Source organism: Lactobacillus kalixensis DSM 16043, assembly GCF_001434335.1.
GTDB classification, from domain to species: domain Bacteria; phylum Bacillota; class Bacilli; order Lactobacillales; family Lactobacillaceae; genus Lactobacillus; species Lactobacillus kalixensis.
In genome coordinates this window covers 77,583-95,329 of the sequence record NZ_AZFM01000005.1, presented here as the reverse complement: position 1 = coordinate 95,329, position 17,747 = coordinate 77,583, and the positions used below count along the sequence as shown (strand labels likewise).

The following is a 17,747-nucleotide window of genomic DNA, read 5'->3' as shown; positions in this document are numbered from 1 at the left end:
TGATGTAAACAAGGCACACTTCTTTGACAAAGAAACCACTAAGGCAATTGTTAATTAATTGTCTTTAGTTAATTAATGCTTACAACAGCAGACTGAACTGCATTGTAATTGAATATTGTTTTGATTTTTTTAGGAGGATTAAAGTCATGAAGTTTTGGAAAAAATTGGCTTTAGGTAGTACAGCTGTTTTAGCAGCTATGTCACTTGCAGCATGTTCAAACGGCTCAAGTAATTCAGATTCATCAAGTAGCAACAAGAAAGCTAACTTAACTCTTTGGGTAGATACTGAACAAGTACCTTACTACAAGCAAATTGCTAAGGACTTTACTAAGAAGAACAAGAACATCAAGGTTCGTGTTGTTCAAAGTCCAAATGGTTCTGCTAACGCTAAGACTGATGTTGGTAAAGACCCATCAAAGGCTGCCGATGTATTTGAAGTTCCTAATGACCAATTAGGCCAAATGGCTGAAGCTGGTTACATTAACCCACTTTCACCATCAGCTACTAAAGATATTAAGAATAACTACATCGATGTTGCCGCTACTGGTGTAACTTGGAAGAACAAGGTTTACGCATATCCATATGCACAACAAGCACAAACTATTTACTACAACAAGTCTAAGCTTTCAGCTGAAGACGTTAAGGACTGGAAGACTTTGACTTCAAAGGGTGTAGTTGCTACCGACTTTACTAACGCATACGTAATGTGGCCAGTAATGTTCTCAGCAGGTACTAAGTTATTCGGTTCAGACGGTGAACAACTTAAGGGTTCAACTTTCAACTCACAAAACGGTGTTAACGCTTTGAAGTGGTACGCAGCTCAAAAGAACAACAAGGGCGTAATGCAAACTTCAAACGCATTGAACCAATTGAAGAAGGGTAATGCACAGGCTATCTTGGATGGTCCTTGGAACGCTGCTAACATCAAGAAGATTTTAGGTAAGAACTTCGCAGTTGCTAAGTACCCAACTATTGAAATTGGTGGCAAGACTAAGCAAATGGAAGCATTCCTTGGTATTGAAGGCTTTGCTATTAACTCACACACTAAGAATGCTAAGGCTGCTTCAGATTTAGCTGCTTACATTACTAACAAGAAGGCACAATTGATTGCTCATAAAGAAGCTGGTCAAATTCCTGTACTTAAGAGTGCTGTAAACTCAAGTGCTGTTAAGAGCGACCCAGTTGCAGAAGCTGTAATCGAAATGGCTAAGCCAGGTAACTCAGTATTGCAACCTAAGCTTCCACAAATGGCAACATTCTGGAACAACGCAGCTCCATTAATCAGTGGTACTTACGATGGCAAGATTAAGCCAAGCCAATACAAGGCACAACTTAACAAGCTTGCTAAGAGTATTGAAAAGAAATAATTAATTAATAAACAAGCATAGGCTAAATTTCATCTGTCTAAACTTTGGCTTGAAAAGGGGAGAAATTATGTTTAAACGAAAGAAGCATGTGGCTCCTAAAGCTAGTTACGGTGAAGTATGGAGCAAAGGCGATATTGCTACCAAATTATCATTCTTTATAATGGGTAGCAACGCTTTAGCTAACAAACAATGGGTTAAGGGTCTGGCACTCTTATTATCAGAAATTATTTTCCTTGTTTGGTTCATCTTCAGTGGTATCTCAGCTTTAAGTATGCTAACTACTTTAGGTACTATTAAGACCAAGAAGGTTGTCTATGATGCTGCACAAGGTGTGTACGTCACAAAACAGCCATCAAATTCAGTTTTAATTCTGCTGTTCGGTGTATTGGCAATTATCTTGTGTATTGCAATGATTTACCTTTACATTGTTAACTTACGTTCAACAAAACACAATTACATTCTGAAGCGTGATGGTGAACATATTCCATCTAACATTGAAGAACTTAAGAGTTTATTCGATACTCGTTTGCACTCAACTTTAATGGTTGTGCCATTACTTGGTATCTTGTTCTTTACGGTTTTACCTACCGTTTTCATGATTTCGATGGCCTTTACCAACTATAACCGTCAACACCCAATTGCCTTCTCTTGGACTGGTTTCCAAGCATTTGGCACTGTTCTTGATGGTGACTTGGCCGGGACATTCTTCCCAGTTTTGGGTTGGACTTTAATTTGGGCTGTACTTGCTACTGCAACTACATTCTTCTTTGGTGTCCTTCTTGCATTGCTGATCGAATCAAAGGGCATTAAACATAAGGCATTTTGGAGAACTATCTTTGTATTAGTTTGGGCTGTGCCACAATTCGTATCATTATTGATGATGGCACAATTCTTGGACTACCAAGGTGCTTTGAACAACATCTTGATGAACTTACACTTGATTAGTTCACCAATTCACTTTATTGATAACCAAGCTTCTCCATTAGTGGCTCGTATCACTGTTATTATTGTTAACATGTGGATCGGTATTCCTGTATCAATGCTGGTTTCAACTGCTATTATTCAAAACTTGCCAACTGATCAGATTGAAGCTGCTAAGATCGATGGTGCCAACGCTGTTCAAATCTTTAGATCCATTACTTTCCCTCAAATTTTATTTGTAATGGCTCCATCACTTATTCAACAGTTTATCGGTAACATCAACAACTTCAACGTTATCTTCTTGCTGACCGGTGGTGCACCAATGAACAGTAAGTATAACGGAGCCGGGTCAACCGACTTGCTGGTAACGTGGTTATATAACTTGACGTTTGGTCAAGAACAACGTTACAACGCATCTGCTGTTTTAGGTATTTTGATCTTTATTATTAGTGCGGTTGTATCATTAATTGCTTACAGACACACTAATGCGTACAAGGAGGGCTAACACATGAAGTCTTACACACATCAAAGACGGCTCTCATTAATCTTTCGGTATATTCTTTTAACTATTTTAGCTATTCTTTGGATTTTACCGATTATCTGGATCGTCTTAGCTAGTTTTTCATATAACGATACTGGATTCGTATCAACATTCTGGCCTGACCAGTTTACTTTACAAAACTATATAGGTATCTTTACGAACCCACAATATCCATTTGTTAACTGGATTATTAATACTTTGATCGTTTCAGTCGCTTCAATGATTGTTTCAACATTCTTAACAATCTCAGTTGCTTATGTATTGTCTCGTCTTCGCTTTGCATTCAGAAAGCCATTCTTACAAATTGCGTTAGTCTTGGGGATGTTCCCAGGCTTCATGTCAATGATCGCTCTTTACTACATTTTAAAGGGTTTGGACATGTTAAACCTCTTTGGTTTATTCCTTGTTTATGTAGGTGGTGCCGGACTTGGTTTCTACGTTGCTAAAGGATTCTTTGATACTATTCCTCGGGCAATTGATGAAGCTGCCGAAATTGACGGTGCTACTAAGTGGCAAGTATTCGTTCACATTGGTTTACCACTTTCAAAGCCAATGATTGTTTATACAGCTTTAACAGCATTCATCGCACCTTGGACAGACTTCATTTTCTCAGGTATTATTCTTTCAACCTCAGGAAATGCTAAGGACTACACCATTGCTTACGGACTTTATAACATGGTCCACACAGCAAAGGGTAATGCGACTGCCTACTTCGCACAATTCGTTGCAGGATGTGTAATTATCGCGATTCCTATTACTATCTTGTTCATCTTCATGCAGAAGTTCTACGTTAACGGAATTACTGCTGGTGCGGACAAAGGTTAGATTCAACTTGATGATGCTTATGCTAAAAAAGAGCGCCCCCAATAGGAGCGCTCTTTTGGTGTGGAAATATAATTTAAATTAACTTCAATCTTTTATCTATTTTGCTACATAATTTAAGTTAACTTAAACTATTTGCCAAAACCACTATATAATTTAAGTTAACTTAAATTATATTGGGAAATACAGCTTCAATTTAAATTAACTTCAATTAGAAAGGAAAACAAAATGTCAGAAATCAAAATTGTTCAAGGTGATATCACTAAAATGGCGGCAGATGCGATCGTTAATGCCGCAAATAAATCACTACTTGGTGGCGGCGGAGTGGACGGCGCAATTCATGCTGCAGCCGGTCCCGAACTTTTAGCTGAATGTAAAACTCTGCACGGCTGCGATACCGGTGAAGCCAAAATCACGAAAGGTTACAATTTACCAGCTAAACATGTTATCCACACAGTTGGTCCAATTTATCGCTTCCATGCGCCAGAAGAAGATGCGCAATTATTAGCTGATTGCTATCGTAACAGCTTAGATCTAGCTAAAAAGAATAATTTACACAGTATCATTTTTTCGTCTATTTCAACCGGCGTATATGGCTATCCAGCTGATGATGCGGCGGAAGTGGCAGTGAATACTTGCAAAAAATGGCTACAAAAAAATCCATCTTATGAGATGGACATTTCATTGTGTGCTTTTGATAAGCAAATGGAAAAAATTCTTGTAAATTATTTGCGATAAGAAATACCCCAAGCAAAAATCAATACCAACAAGAAGTTGAGCAGCAGCGTAAATCCTGTTACCCAAAAGACGGTTGCATAGTTTGATAAACCCGAAATTGTAGATCCCATTAATGAACCAAGAACCGCGCCAATTGCCTGGAAAGATTGATTGTATGAGAAAATTCGACCAAAACTTTCTTTGGGTGTATTCAAAGTTAAAACTGTCTGAGCAGCTGGCAACATTCCCGCACTTGCAATTCCCAGCAAGAATCTAAGCCCCGCAAGTACCCAAGGGTTATTGGTTAAGGCCATCGGAATGAACAAAATGAAGCCGACGACCAAACCAATTCTTAAAACACGTAATGGTCCAACTTCATCCATCTTGTGGCCAATCTTTGATGCAGCAAGTAAAGTCCCAAGACCTGGTGTTGCTGCAACGACTCCGGCTACTAAAGCAACATTTTTGCCATTTGGCATCATTGATTTAGCGTAGAGTGACACAATTGGATCAATTGACATCGTTGAAGATTGTACCAGCATTGTAGTAATGAACATCACCACAATCAGCTTCACGCTAGGCAAACCTTTCATGATTTCACCCATTGGTTTCATCTTTTCACGAGAAATTGGGGTGAATTCTTCATGAACTAAAAAAGTAGTTCCTAAAAATACTAGGAACATTAAGAATCCAGTGATAAAGAAGGGGATACGGTAGCCCCAGGCCCCTCCGAGCCAATTACCGAAGAAGCTGGACAAAGCCCCTCCTAGAAGCGGACCAACTAAGTTACCGGCAGTACCTGCAGTCATCATTTGACTCATAACCCAGCCGCTTCTTTGTCGCGGTGTTTCCCCAGCGATCAAGGCGGTAGCGTTGTTAATATAACCAGAAAAAGCTCCTTGAATAAAGCGCATAACAACGATATAAATTGCGTTAGGTGCAAGACCTGTTAAGGTGATGGTTAATGCCATTACGCCAGAAGCTCGCATACACATCAATTTTCTACCTTTACGGTCAGCTAGATTACCCCAATATGGTGAAACAATCGCCTGAGCGATAAAAGTCATGGCGAAAGCTAAACCAGAATAAAGGTTAATCTGCAGTTTGCTGTAATTCCCCAAATCAGAAATAAACAGCGAAATAAAAGGCATGGTCATTGAATATCCCATACCAGTGATGAAGCAGCCAAGCCATAAAGTGTAGAATGCTTTATGCCAGCCAGCAGGTAATTTGTATGATGCAGATTTTTGCAAAAAGGTCATCTCTCTCAAATAAATAAGTTAGGTTCATTTTAGCACAAATTTTTTCATTAAAATTTCCCATAGAAAGACTAAAATGGGGTCCAGATATGCTATTATTGTGATTCTAGAAGGGAGAAAATCTATGGCACATATATCCAGACGTGAATACCGAATGAAAAAGCAGCATGGTCAAAATAGTGCTGATGTCTCAAAAAATAAATATACGCGTGGTCGTGCAGATGATCGACGGCAGTTTAGAGAAGCACGCAGAAATGCTCAAGAAAATATTTCTCTAAATACGGCTACAACTAGCAGAAAAGAACATCATCAAGTTCAATTAAACTTCTGGAAGATATTCTCTGATCGGCCATATGTCGCAGTTGCTTTAATTGTTTTAACAATTTTTATGGGAATGATTAAATTCTGGTGGGGCTTAATCATTCTCTTTATCTTAGTGATAATCGGTATCTTCATTATCGGTCGCAGCCATCACCCAGATCGAGTTCTCAGTTTAGAATTTCACATGAAGGCTTCAAGAAAACTAAGTATGCTTAAAGCACTGCAACTAGGTGGAGCTGTCTTGATGTTTTTATCAACATATATGCGTCAAGTTGTGGCTGTTAACTTCTCTTCAGCTGGATCAACCGATAGTTTAAATGTTGTTGAGGGCCTTCTTACTACTCACGGTGGTGGTATTGGTCAGCAAGGAGCGTACTTTTTAAGTTTACTTAATACCATATCTGGTGGATCGCTATGGGGCTCGTATCGTTATGCAACTAATAGTGCCCAAATGATGGAATCATCTTCCGGTCGTTGGATCATTACCTGGATTTTCCTATTAATGATTGCACCAGCAGTGTGTTTGTTAGCGCAATTCTTCAGAGAACCATATTCTCGTAATGTGACTTTAGGAGCATCAATTGTTTCAATGATTGCATTCGGCTTAACCCCAACTTTAATGCGTAAATGGGTGACAGCTTATGGTGTGGAAAATAATATGAGTGTTCAAGCTGCCTCTAACGCGGTCTCAATCGGAACGATGGCGTATGTTGCAATTGCTTGTTCAATTCTGGTATTTGGGATTGCACTATATCGCTTTATCAAACAAGATAATTTTGAATAAGAAGACAAAAGGAAAAGGCTAGGATTATTTCCTAACCTTTTCTTTTTATATTTGGGAATTATAGAATTCGTCTTAGTACCAGTGGTGTGCTAACCAAAATCTCTTAGCGTTAACCCATGAACCATAACGACCGTAAACGTATCTATCAGCAACACGTTCTTGATTCTTTGGTGACAAGTCGCCGCCAAGGTAACCAATTGATAATTGGTACTTACCGTAACAAGAACCGTTTCTAGCGTAGTAGCTACCACCTGATTCACGCATTGCGATCCATCTCTTAGCAGCTTTTTCAGCTGAAGACTTAGCAGCTTGAACAGTTTGAACACTTGAATTATTGTTGTTAGTAATAGTTTGAACTGCAACCACCGCGGCAAAGGCAAGTGCTAAAGCAGCAATAAATTTTACCAAATTAGATTTAACGTTTTTCATATTTTTTATTTCATTCCCCAAAATTAATTATTTATTTCTTAATGACTATGCTTATATACTACAGTGGAAATATGACAGCTTTGTTACAAAACGAAAACGTAGTTCTTACAATCGTCGTTTTTTGGCAAAAAATGACATATAAATGGGTTTAATAGCCTATTTTTGGTAGAATTTAAGAGAATACGATAGAAATTTAGGAGGAAAACTATGGCGGTAAAACGTTTTTATGAAACTTTTCATCCAGAACATTACGATCTATATATCGATGTTAACCGTGAAAAGAAGTTGATTTCTGGTACTTCAACTATCACTGGTGAAGCTCAAGAAGATACAGTGTTAATCAGTCAAAAATTTATGACTGTTTCAGCTGTTCGTGCAGATGGTGAAGATGTACCATTTACTGTTAGTGATGAAGATGAAGCAATTAAGATTGAATTAGGTAGAACTGGTACTACCATTATTGCGATCGATTATACTGCACCATTAACTGACACAATGATGGGAATTTATCCTTCATATTACGAACTTAATGGTGAAAAGAAGCAAATTATTGGTACACAATTTGAAACCACTTTTGCTCGTCAAGCATTTCCATGTGTCGATGAACCAGAAGCTAAGGCTACGTTCACTTTGTCACTTAAATGGGATGAACAACCTGGTGAAATTGCTTTAGCTAACATGCCAGAAAAAAGTGTTGAAGATGGTGTTCACCACTTTGAAGAAACTGTTCGCATGTCAAGTTATCTTGTTGCCTTCGCTTTTGGTGAATTGCAATCTAAGTTAACTGAAACTAAAGATGGCGTTAAGGTCGGCGTTTTTGCTACTAAGGCTCACAAGCCTAAGGAATTAGACTTTGCATTAGATATTGCTAAACGCGCAATTGAATTTTACGAAGAATTCTACCAAACTAAATACCCATTACCAAATTCATGGCAACTTGCTTTACCAGACTTCTCAGCTGGTGCTATGGAAAACTGGGGTCTTGTAACTTACCGTGAAGCATATCTTCTCTTGGATCCAGACAACACTTCATTACAAATGAAGAAGCTGGTTGCTACAGTAATTACTCACGAATTAGCTCACCAATGGTTCGGTGACTTGGTAACTATGAAGTGGTGGGACAACTTATGGCTTAACGAAAGTTTCGCTAACATGATGGAATACTTGTCAGTTGACGGATTAGAACCTGACTGGCATATCTGGGAATTGTTCCAAACTAGCGAAGCTCCACAAGCTTTACGCCGTGATGCGACTGATGGTGTTCAACCAATTCAAATGGAAATTAACGATCCAGCTGATATCGATTCTGCCTTTGATGGTGCGATTGTTTATGCTAAGGGTTCAAGAATGTTGGTAATGGTTCGTGCTCTTCTTGGTGATGATGCACTTCGCAAGGGTCTTAAGTACTACTTCGACCATCATAAGTACGGCAACACCACTGGTGACGACTTATGGAATGCTTTATCAACCGCAACTGACTTGAACATCGCAGAAATCATGCATACTTGGCTTAAGCAACCTGGCTACCCAGTTGTTAGCGCTAAGGTTAATGAAGCTGGTCATTTAGTATTGAGCCAAAAGCAATTCTTCATCGGTGAAGGTAAGGAAGCTGGTAGAACTTGGCAAATTCCTTTGAACGCAAACTTCGATGCACCTAAGATTATGAAGGAAACTGAACTTGACTTAGGTGATTACAAAGAATTGCGTGAAAAGGCTGGCCATCCATTACGCCTTAACGTTGGTAATAGTTCACACTTCATCGTTAAGTATGACGATCAATTATTAGATGACATCTTGAATGATGTTGATAACTTGGACAACATTGCTAAGTTGCAAGTTCTTCAAGATTTGAGATTGCTTGCTGAAGGTAAGCAAATTTCTTACGCTAAGATTGTGCCACTTCTTAAGAAGTTCGCAGATTCTAAGTCAAGCTTAGTAATCAATGCTTTGTACACTACTGCTGCAGGTTTGCGTCAATTCGTTAAGCCAGAATCAGATGAAGAAAAGAACTTGAAGAAGTTCTACGATGAATTATCTGAGAAGCAAGTAGCTCGTCTTGGTTTTGAAGCTAAAGATGGCGAAAGCGACGATGATGTTCAAATTCGCCCATACGAAATTTCAGCAAGTCTTTATGCAGAAAACCCTGATACTATCAAGGCTGCTCACCAAGTTTTCGAAGATAACAAGGATAACTTGGAAGGAATGAACGCTGAAATTCGGTTGAGCGTGTTGGCAAATGAAGTTAAGAAGTATGGCACTGATTCTTTGATTGATAAGTTGGTTAAGGAATACCAAAAGACTGCTGATGCATCATTCAAGGCTGATTTGCGTAGTGCAATTACTGATGCTCAAGATGATGCCGAAATCAAGAAGATCGTTGGATACTTTGAAAATGCTGATGTGGTAAAGCCACAAGACTTGAGAAGTTGGTTTAGTGGTCTCTTATCTAACCACAAGGGTGAACAAGCAGCTTGGAATTGGATTAGAGAAGACTGGGATTGGCTTGATAAGACAGTTGGTGGTGACATGGAATTTGCTACTTTCATTACTGTCATTTCAAGAGTCTTCAGAACTCCAGAAAGATTGAAGGAATTTAAAGAATTCTTTGAACCAAAACTTGACGTTCAATTATTGCATCGTGAAATCTTAATGGACACTAAGGTTATCGAAACTAGAGTAGACTTGATTGAAGCTGAATCTAGCGCAGTTAATGCTGCTGTTAAAGAAACTTTATAAGATAAAATAAGACAAAAATAAAGAGCTTGAGATTTTTCTCAAGCTCTTTTTGTAAGCAATTATTTAAAAATACCGATAACAGTGATCAAAAGACCAAAGATCAGAAAAATAATTGCTAATGCTTTATCAGATGATGTTTTATTTTGCTTACTCATTGCTCGTAAAGCTGAAATTTCGGCAATTACTAGAAAAACAACACCAATGATAATTAAATTGATTTTATTCATAAAATTAACCAACTATATCTATATATCACTATTAGTTATAAACAATTACAGGCTGATCTTTTGAAACATTGCGCCAAACGCTGCGAACTTCACTAGGACGAATGTTAACACAACCATGTGATCCTCCGCGAAGATAAGCGGTCTTGCTCCAGTCAGTTCTCCAACTAGCATCATGGAAACCACAGCCACTTAAAGTAAATGGCATCCAGTATTGAACTTTTGAAGCATAGCTTGAGCCGTCATCGTTGGTACCGCGAAGAGTGCTTGGTGATTCCTTGTATTGGATGTACCAAACCCCGGTAGGAGTTCGATTGCCCTTACCGCCGTTGTAAGTACCAGTTACGACATCATTCAAGTGGACAACTACTTTATTGTTTCTAACAATCCACATTTCTTGATTTTTGATAGAAACAACGATGTAATTTTTGCCAATTCCATTGTTACTCTTGCCGTAACCGTGAGCATAAGTACTGTAGCCAAGACCATAAATGTAGTTAGAACCATCAACTGATTTTTTGTTGTTCATAAAAGCGTCTTCGATTGCTGCTTGAGCCTTCTTTTCGTAGATGCCCCAGCCGTAGCTTTCATTCTTAACTGTAATGGTTTTGCCATTAACTTTGTTACCAGAAGGAACAGTAAACTTGTAACTCTTGTGAAGAGTAGATACTTCTTGGTTCATTTGCTTAAGTTTAGCCGTTAAAGCGGAAGTGTCTTCAAAATTGTATTTACCATTCTTATAAGTGGCCTCTTTGATTAAGTCGTCGGCCTTCAAAACGAATTTCTTACCACCAACTGTGTAAGTAACACTAGATTTGTTAATTTGATTTAATTTTTTCATGGCAGTATCAAATTCCTTTGATTGATAAGTGTACTTATTGTTGTTAGGCGTATCAGTGTGTTGCTTGTCAAAGTAAGACTTCACTTCAGATTTAGTGATCGTTTGGATTGATGGATCACGTTCAAGCACGATCTTGTCATTCTTTAAGTGAACTGAGTTAACAGCTTTTTTGTTAATCTTCTCAGTAGCCTTATTGATAGTTAAGTTACCGACCTTAACACCATAAATACTTACATTTGGATTAAAGTGGTTTGTTGCAAATTTTCTAGCTTTTGCTTCGCTAGCTACGCGATTGTTATGGATAACTAAGCCACCCACAATCACCAAGACCACGATAATTCCACCGACAATTAATAAAATGTTATTACGATTGTTTCTCTTTCTTAGATTTCTTCTTGATTGCATTTCCTTCAACTCTTTATTGTTTTAGCGAATAAATGTTTGATAGCAAACAGTTTATCATCTCTTGATGAGATAGTAAAGTAATAAACTTCCTATATGAAATAATACAACAGAATCATTATAATTAAAGTTTAGAAAAACAAAAAGGGATGAGAAAAATGTTGAATGATCCATTAGTGTTTGAATTAAGTATTGCTAAGGGTAAACCACAATCTTATCGCAAGAAAGTTGACCCAAAAAAGCGGATTTGTCCATTTTGTGATGTTGAAAACTTAACTGACATTTATGAACAAAAAGAAGAAATGATCTGGCTGCACAATAAATATCCAACTTTGCGTGATACGACGCAAACGGTGTTAATTGAATCGAGTGATCACAACGGTGACATTTCAACTTATACTAAAGAATATAATCGCAAGTTGATCAAGTTTTCTTTATCTTGTTTTAAAAAGATGAATGGGTCAGGCAAGTATCAATCAGTATTATGGTATAAAAATTTCGGTCCGCTTTCAGGTGGCTCCTTAATTCATCCGCACATGCAAATTGTGGGTCTAGATCACGAAAATGGCTACAAGTATGTTCATCCTAACAACTTTGAAGGTGAGAAAGTTTTTAATAATGAAAAAGTTGAGGTAAATGTTGCAACTCATCCAGTTCAAGGCTATACCGAACTCAATATTAACTTGTTAGATGAAGCAGAGGAAAATTTAAACTTGTGGGCTGATTGGATTCAGAGTGCGGCTAAATACATGCTAAATGTGATGTATGACGGTCGCTGCAATTCATATAATCTCTGCTTTTATCCACGTCCTGATGGCGGCATTTGTGCTAAATATATTACTCGCTTTGCAGCGCCACCTTATTTTGTCGGCTATAAGTTGTCGCAAGTAAATGATGAAGAAACTTTGGAAAAGGAAGCTAAGCGTTTTAGAGAGTTTTTTGATAGCAGTTCAAAAAGTGAGCAAAAATAAAAAGCTGATAATCAGCTTTTTCATTAGTATTTAGTTTCTGCAAGATCGTCTTCAGGTCGGTGTTCTTGAATTCGCAAAACGTGCCATGGAAAATCTTTTTCTGGCTCAGATAAGACAATTTCTAATTGCTCATCATTAAAGTTGAAGGCGAGATCAACACGATTTTGAATCCATTCAACGCGGTTAGGTTCTTGTTTTAAGCCGGAAACGATGATTTCTTTTGGAAGTGGAGTTTTTAAGAAGACATACTGTTGATAAGCGGCGTGACGGTTCTTCAAAACGAAGCCATCTTGGTTAATCGTTAAATCAGAAGGTGTTCCGTCGTTGAAGGCATGGCCATACATATGCATCCAAGAATTAATTGTATCAAGCATTCTTTGTGCGTCTTCAGAAAAATTGCCGTTTTGAATAGGGATGTTAATTACAGTTCTTCGGCCATTCTTGCGGTTTTCCAGCATTGAGGTAATGACATTATCGTCAGTTAAATCTTGGCCGCTGTCTTCCGTTGTGTAAAAAATGGTATATTTTTCGCATGCGTTCTTTAAGCGCTCATCGCCACTAACTGCACGTACACCAATATTTCTTGCGGTTTTTACCAAAAAATCAAAGTCTGGCTCATCTTGGTCAGATAGTTTAAAATTTAAAACAATTGCATAATCAGGATTCATTACAAGCCCTCCATCGAAATATTCTAGTTAATTGTAACTAAAAAGGAGAAAATATGAAAATTATTATTGCTCCAGCGAAAAAAATGAAACGCGATCTGGATACTTTTCCAATTAAAACTAAGCCGGCTTTTCTTGAAAAAACGCAGATTTTGGCAGAGTTTCTTAAATCAAGAACAACAAATGAATTAAAGCAGTTGTGGAATGCCAGCGATAAGGTGGTTGAATCTAGCCAAAAACAATTGGAAGAATTAGATTTAGCTAATCAATTAACGCCCGCAATTATTGCTTTTTCTGGGATTCAATATCAATATATGGCACCGGACTTGTTTACTGAACCGGCGCTTGATTATATTCAAGATAACTTGCGAATTTTGTCAGGCTTTTATGGAGCACTGCGCCCATTTGATGGAGTCTGTCCATACCGCCTTGAACTAAAAACACCAATGGTAGGCTTTATTGACTACAGTTTGTATCATTTCTGGGGCAGCGATGTAGCCGATTCTTTATTTAAAAATGATGATTTGGTAATTAATTTAGCATCAAAAGAATATTCTCGTTTGATTAGTCCGTATTTGTCAGAAAACAGACGAATGATCACAGTTGATTTTTTAGAAGAAAAAAATGGTAAGTGGCGCACAATTGCTACCCATGCAAAGATGGCGCGCGGCGAAATGGTCCGCTTTATTGCTGAAAGACAAATAAAAAATCCTACAGAATTGCAGGATTTTCATGATTTTGACTTTGAATTTGATAAGCAAAGCAGTACGTCAGATCATTTTATTTTTAAGACAAATTTTGATTTCAAACGCCGCTAGAATAATGGTTTAACGAAATCACTAGCAATTTGGGCTGCCTTTTGTTCATATTCACCAGTAAAAGAGTGATCGGCTCCATCAATTTCGTTTAATTGACTGTTGGTGTAAACTTCGTGATATTTTCGGCTGTATTTAGGATCAACAACTTGATCATTTGTGCCTACAATAATTGAAACAGGCCCGTTGTAGCGCTCAGAGATCTCATAAATTGGTAAAACTTGAGCGGTACGTAAATAAAAGCCACCTAATTTGTGACCGCGAAGTGGGACAGTATTAGGAATATGGTCAGGATTATATTCTGTGCCTTGGGTGTTGCCGTTTAAAGCATCATCTTTTAATTGGGCAGCTGGAGCCATTAACACAACTTTTTTAATAATATCAGGGTATAAACCAGCCAGCATTGAGGCAACAACCCCACCTTGAGAATGTCCAATTAAGAAGATGTTGCGCACATGGGGATCGGTTTTCACATAATCTAAAATTGCCTTGGCGTCAGCAATCTCACTTGGCACGGTCATATCTTCAAACTTGCCGTCACTTTCGCCATGACCATCGAAATCAAAACGAACACTAGCAACGTTTTCGTCACGTAAGTTATCGGCGATTTGTCTTAATAATGGTGTATTTTTATTTGCGGTGAAACCATGCATCAAAATTGCCATGTCGTAGATTTCACCAAATGGTTCCTCGCGCTCTCCTACAAGTGTTAAGCCATCTCTTTGAATCGTAATGCGTGCCATAATTTTCTCCTTTAAATTACCTGTAACTTGTACTATTATTGTAATCTTTTTGCGGGCTAAATAAGTAAAAATTATGTTGAAAATAGTTTAAGAAAATTGAAAAGCAGCTAGAAAAATGTAAAATATCTCTAGCAATAAAGAAATTGAGGTGTATGCAATGGAAATTGTTTTTATCCGTCATGGTGAAACTGATGTGAATAAGTCTAGCCGAATTCAAGGAGCGTCAATTAATGCGAGTTTAAATGAAGCAGGCCGTAAATACGCCGAAAGAGCAGCCCAAAATTTTGATCCAAGCGAATTTGATGCTGTCTACGTTAGTCCGCTTAATCGAGCAGTCGAAACTGCCGAAATTTTTACTAAAGGTCAAAAAGAATTGCAAGAAGATGATCGTCTGCTTGAATTTGATTATGGTGAATGGGATGGTAAACTTCTAAGTCAAGTGAAGAAGGAACATCCCGATGCAATCGATCCTTGGGGGAAAGTCGGGAAGAACTATATTAAATATGCTCCTAATGGTGAGAGTCGAGAAGATTTGGATAAGCGCTGTGGTGAATTCATCGACGAAATGCTTGAAAAATATCCTGATGGTAAAGTCTTAGTAGTTGCTCATGGTACTTTAATTAGAATGATGGCAGCCCACTTGATGACTGATGGTGAAATGGACAAGTTCGAAACTATGAATAACTGCGGTCTTGCTAAGTTTAGTATTCGTCAAGGAATTAACCGAATGCTTTATTACAACCGTATTTTAGCCTTTTAAAAAAAGTTGATGAAGTTTTATCAACTTTTTTTGTTGCTTTTTATTGACAAAGTGTCACCTTGGAACTAGGATATTAAACAGAAATGTGACGAGATGTCAGTTTAGGGAGAAAAGAGATATGGTAAAACAAACTTTTTTGAACCTGCCTGAGGAAAAAAGGCAGCGTGTTACTGATGCAGTTTTTCACGAATTTAGCAACTATGCTCTAACCGATGCGCAGGTGGCACGAATCGTAAAAGAAGCCAATATTGCTCGAGGTGCTTTTTACAAGTATTTCGATGATTTAACTGATGCATATTTGTATGTCTATCGCCAAGCAATTAAAGAAATTCATATGAATATGACACCGATGAATGAATTAGATCCAGACTTTTTCTATGACAGGGTTGTGAAGTTTATAAGTAAAACGCAACACAGCAAGTATGAACCGATGATGAAGTTGCATATGTTGCAAAATGAAGCGGCACTTCCTGATTCAATGAAGACTAATTCTGAGCAATTACCTCATATGAAGCCTGAAATTTGGTGTGCCATGGTTCTTAGCCATGAAGTAATCAATTCTGCTTTTGCGGATCCAGACAACAAAGAACAGAATTTAAAGAGATTTAAAGAGAGTTTGGAACTAATCAAAAGAGGTGCAGATAAGTAATGTTTTTGGCATTTAAGGAAATAAAGAGAGAAAAAGCCCGCTATGGTTTAATCATCTTAATGATTTTCTTAATTAGTTATTTGATTTTTGTATTATCGGCTTTGGCAGTTGGGCTCGCTAGTGAAAATACACAGGCGATTAAGTCATGGGATGCACAAAAGATTGTGTTGAACAAGAATTCTAATATTAGCTTGAGTCAATCTATGTTAACTAAAAACGACCTGAAAAATGAAAAATTAGGCAAAAAAGAAGCTTTAGTTGGCTTAACACCGATTGTTGCAAAATCAAAAGGCAGAGAAACAGTGTCTGGGCAATTTTTAGGAGTTAATAAAAACCAGTTCATTTATAAAGACCAAGAATTAATTGCGGGTCGTAAAGCTACTAAGTCTGATGAAGTTACTGTTGATCAAGGCTTTAAAGATAGTGGTTATAAGTTAGGCGATAAATTGAGCTTAAACAACTCTAAGAAAAAGTATCGGATTGTTGGCTTTGTCAAAAACGCTAAGATTAATATTGCTCCAATTGTTTACGGAAACATTGCAACTTGGAAGAAATTGCGTGCTGTCATGCCAAATGTTAGAGCGTCATTTATCGTTTCGCAAAATGCTAAATATAAGTTTAATCACAGAAACGCTAAGACCTATAACGTTCAAACAGTAATTAATAAGTTGCCAGGCTATAGTGCTCAAAACGTGACTTTCGAAATGATGATTGCTTTCTTGTTTGTTATTTCTTTGATCGTTGTTGCAGTTTTCTTGTACATTTTAACAATGCAAAAGATGCACAACTTCGCTGTAATGCGTGCCCAAGGAATTCCTACTAAAACTTTGGTAGGAGCTACGATGAGCCAATCACTTATTCTGGTATTCTCTGGTGTTGTGATTGCCTTAATTGGGATGGCAGCGACAATTGCAATTTTACCAGCTTCAGTGCCAATGTCATTTACTTGGTGGATCGCAGTTGCTGGTTCACTTGGTATGCTTTTAATGGGCGTAATTGGCAGTTTGATTCCAATTAGATCAATTTTGAAGGTTGATCCAGCACAAGCAATTTAAGGGTGAGATTATGGCAGTTATTGAATTGAAAAATGTAAAAAAAGTTTATGGTAAAGGTGACGCAGAAGTTGAAGCTTTAAAGGGGATTAACTTTCAAGCTTCTAAAGGTGAAGTGGTTTTGATCATGGGACCGTCTGGTGCCGGTAAGAGTACTTTTTTAACAATTGCAGGTTCTCTTCAAAAGCCAACTTCTGGTCAAGTTTTAGTTGATGGTAAAGATATCAGTGACTTTTCTTCAAAACAGCGTGATTCTTTGCGATTGAACAAGATTGGCTTTATTTTGCAGGCTTACAACCTGGTACCATTTTTATCAGTTCAAGAGCAATTTGTTTTGGTAGATAAGGTTAAGAAACAAAATAATTTATCAAAAGCTGACCTTGAAAAGTTGCTTAAAGACTTAGGCATTACGAATCTAGTTAAGAAGTACCCAGATGAATTATCTGGCGGTCAGCAGCAGAGAGCTGCGATTGCGCGAGCTTTGTATGCTAATCCAGACGTATTGCTAGCGGATGAGCCAACGGCATCTCTAGATACGGAAAACGTTGAAGAAGTTGGTAAGCTATTTAAGAAATTGGCAAAAGAACGTAATAAGGCGATTTTGTTAGTAACACATGATCCTCGTCTTGAAAAATATGCAGATCATATTTATGAGATGATGGATGGTCGAATGACACAGAAGAAGTAAAGAAAAGGATGATCAATTTTGAAAACTGATCATCCTTTTT

18 protein-coding genes are annotated in these 17,747 nt (G+C 37.7%); 12 read left to right on the top strand and 6 right to left on the bottom strand.

The window, feature by feature from the left end; all coding sequences use genetic code 11:
• Positions 1 to 146 precede the first annotated feature (146 nt).
• The 4 genes from FC46_RS03005 to FC46_RS02990 all read left to right on the top strand — a co-directional run bounded on the left by FC46_RS03005 (position 147) and on the right by FC46_RS02990 (position 4,389).
• Complete coding sequence (locus FC46_RS03005) at positions 147 to 1,367, top strand: extracellular solute-binding protein (RefSeq protein ID WP_057797699.1); 1,221 nt, start codon at positions 147 to 149, stop codon at positions 1,365 to 1,367.
• Between the two features lie 67 nt (positions 1,368 to 1,434).
• On the top strand, positions 1,435 to 2,793 hold the full coding sequence (locus FC46_RS03000) for a carbohydrate ABC transporter permease (RefSeq protein ID WP_057797697.1): 1,359 nt from the start codon (positions 1,435 to 1,437) through the stop codon (positions 2,791 to 2,793).
• Between the two features lie 3 nt (positions 2,794 to 2,796).
• Positions 2,797 to 3,654, top strand: a complete 858-nt coding sequence (locus FC46_RS02995; protein ID WP_057797695.1) for a sugar ABC transporter permease — start codon at positions 2,797 to 2,799, stop codon at positions 3,652 to 3,654.
• Positions 3,655 to 3,879: 225 nt separating this feature from the next.
• Positions 3,880 to 4,389 carry an O-acetyl-ADP-ribose deacetylase gene (locus FC46_RS02990; RefSeq protein WP_057797693.1) on the top strand — a complete coding sequence of 170 codons (510 nt, stop codon included), beginning with the start codon at positions 3,880 to 3,882 and terminating at the stop codon, positions 4,387 to 4,389.
• On the opposite strand, the gene FC46_RS02985 is transcribed toward FC46_RS02990, so the two are convergent.
• Positions 4,377 to 5,630 carry an MFS transporter gene (locus FC46_RS02985; protein ID WP_057797692.1) on the bottom strand — a complete coding sequence of 418 codons (1,254 nt, stop codon included), beginning with the start codon at positions 5,628 to 5,630 and terminating at the stop codon, positions 4,377 to 4,379. The two genes, FC46_RS02990 and FC46_RS02985, sit on opposite strands and share 13 nt — an antisense overlap.
• A 121-nt stretch (positions 5,631 to 5,751) precedes the next feature.
• On the opposite strand from FC46_RS02985, the gene FC46_RS02980 reads away from it, so the two are divergent.
• Positions 5,752 to 6,732: a cytochrome C5 gene (locus tag FC46_RS02980; protein WP_157046774.1), complete on the top strand. Its 981-nt coding sequence runs from the start codon at positions 5,752 to 5,754 to the stop codon at positions 6,730 to 6,732.
• A 72-nt stretch (positions 6,733 to 6,804) separates the two neighbouring features.
• Here the strand turns inward: FC46_RS02980 and FC46_RS02975 are convergent, their stop codons facing one another.
• Complete coding sequence (locus tag FC46_RS02975; RefSeq protein WP_057797690.1) at positions 6,805 to 7,161, bottom strand: aggregation-promoting factor C-terminal-like domain-containing protein; 357 nt, start codon at positions 7,159 to 7,161, stop codon at positions 6,805 to 6,807.
• A gap of 207 nt (positions 7,162 to 7,368) precedes the next feature.
• On the opposite strand from FC46_RS02975, the gene FC46_RS02970 reads away from it, so the two are divergent.
• Entirely contained in the window at positions 7,369 to 9,897 is a 2,529-nt protein-coding gene (locus tag FC46_RS02970) for a M1 family metallopeptidase (protein ID WP_057797688.1), read from the top strand.
• 59 nt (positions 9,898 to 9,956) lie between these two features.
• Here the strand turns inward: FC46_RS02970 and FC46_RS10240 are convergent, their stop codons facing one another.
• Positions 9,957 to 10,124 carry a hypothetical protein gene (locus FC46_RS10240; protein WP_169787530.1) on the bottom strand — a complete coding sequence of 56 codons (168 nt, stop codon included), beginning with the start codon at positions 10,122 to 10,124 and terminating at the stop codon, positions 9,957 to 9,959.
• A gap of 31 nt (positions 10,125 to 10,155) precedes the next feature.
• Positions 10,156 to 11,367: a L,D-transpeptidase family protein gene (locus FC46_RS02965; RefSeq protein WP_057797687.1), complete on the bottom strand. Its 1,212-nt coding sequence runs from the start codon at positions 11,365 to 11,367 to the stop codon at positions 10,156 to 10,158.
• Between the two features lie 155 nt (positions 11,368 to 11,522).
• Between FC46_RS02965 and FC46_RS02960 the strand changes: the two genes are divergently transcribed.
• The gene (locus FC46_RS02960) at positions 11,523 to 12,335 is read left to right on the top strand and encodes a DUF4931 domain-containing protein (RefSeq protein WP_057797685.1); all 813 of its coding nucleotides are present in this window, start codon (positions 11,523 to 11,525) and stop codon (positions 12,333 to 12,335) included.
• Positions 12,336 to 12,358: 23 nt separating this feature from the next.
• Here FC46_RS02960 and FC46_RS02955 read toward each other — a convergent pair whose 3' ends face one another.
• Positions 12,359 to 13,003 carry a hypothetical protein gene (locus FC46_RS02955; RefSeq protein WP_057797682.1) on the bottom strand — a complete coding sequence of 215 codons (645 nt, stop codon included), beginning with the start codon at positions 13,001 to 13,003 and terminating at the stop codon, positions 12,359 to 12,361.
• Positions 13,004 to 13,056: 53 nt separating this feature from the next.
• Between FC46_RS02955 and yaaA the strand changes: the two genes are divergently transcribed.
• Complete coding sequence (gene yaaA / locus FC46_RS02950; protein WP_057797679.1) at positions 13,057 to 13,818, top strand: peroxide stress protein YaaA; 762 nt, start codon at positions 13,057 to 13,059, stop codon at positions 13,816 to 13,818.
• On the opposite strand, the gene FC46_RS02945 is transcribed toward yaaA, so the two are convergent.
• Positions 13,815 to 14,558, bottom strand: coding sequence for an alpha/beta hydrolase (locus FC46_RS02945; RefSeq protein ID WP_057797677.1), 744 nt, complete (start codon positions 14,556 to 14,558; stop codon positions 13,815 to 13,817). The genes yaaA and FC46_RS02945 overlap by 4 nt on opposite strands.
• A 157-nt stretch (positions 14,559 to 14,715) precedes the next feature.
• Here FC46_RS02945 and FC46_RS02940 point away from each other — a divergent pair, with 157 nt between their 5' ends.
• From FC46_RS02940 to FC46_RS02925, 4 genes are all read left to right on the top strand, one after another.
• The gene (locus FC46_RS02940; RefSeq protein ID WP_057797675.1) at positions 14,716 to 15,318 is read left to right on the top strand and encodes a histidine phosphatase family protein; all 603 of its coding nucleotides are present in this window, start codon (positions 14,716 to 14,718) and stop codon (positions 15,316 to 15,318) included.
• Positions 15,319 to 15,436: 118 nt separating this feature from the next.
• On the top strand, positions 15,437 to 15,967 hold the full coding sequence (locus tag FC46_RS02935) for a TetR/AcrR family transcriptional regulator (protein ID WP_057797673.1): 531 nt from the start codon (positions 15,437 to 15,439) through the stop codon (positions 15,965 to 15,967).
• Positions 15,967 to 17,022: an ABC transporter permease gene (locus FC46_RS02930; protein WP_057797671.1), complete on the top strand. Its 1,056-nt coding sequence runs from the start codon at positions 15,967 to 15,969 to the stop codon at positions 17,020 to 17,022. The genes FC46_RS02935 and FC46_RS02930 overlap by 1 nt, the downstream gene beginning before the upstream one ends.
• A gap of 10 nt (positions 17,023 to 17,032) precedes the next feature.
• The gene (locus tag FC46_RS02925) at positions 17,033 to 17,707 is read left to right on the top strand and encodes an ABC transporter ATP-binding protein (RefSeq protein WP_057797669.1); all 675 of its coding nucleotides are present in this window, start codon (positions 17,033 to 17,035) and stop codon (positions 17,705 to 17,707) included.
• The last annotated feature ends 40 nt before the right edge of the window (positions 17,708 to 17,747 follow it).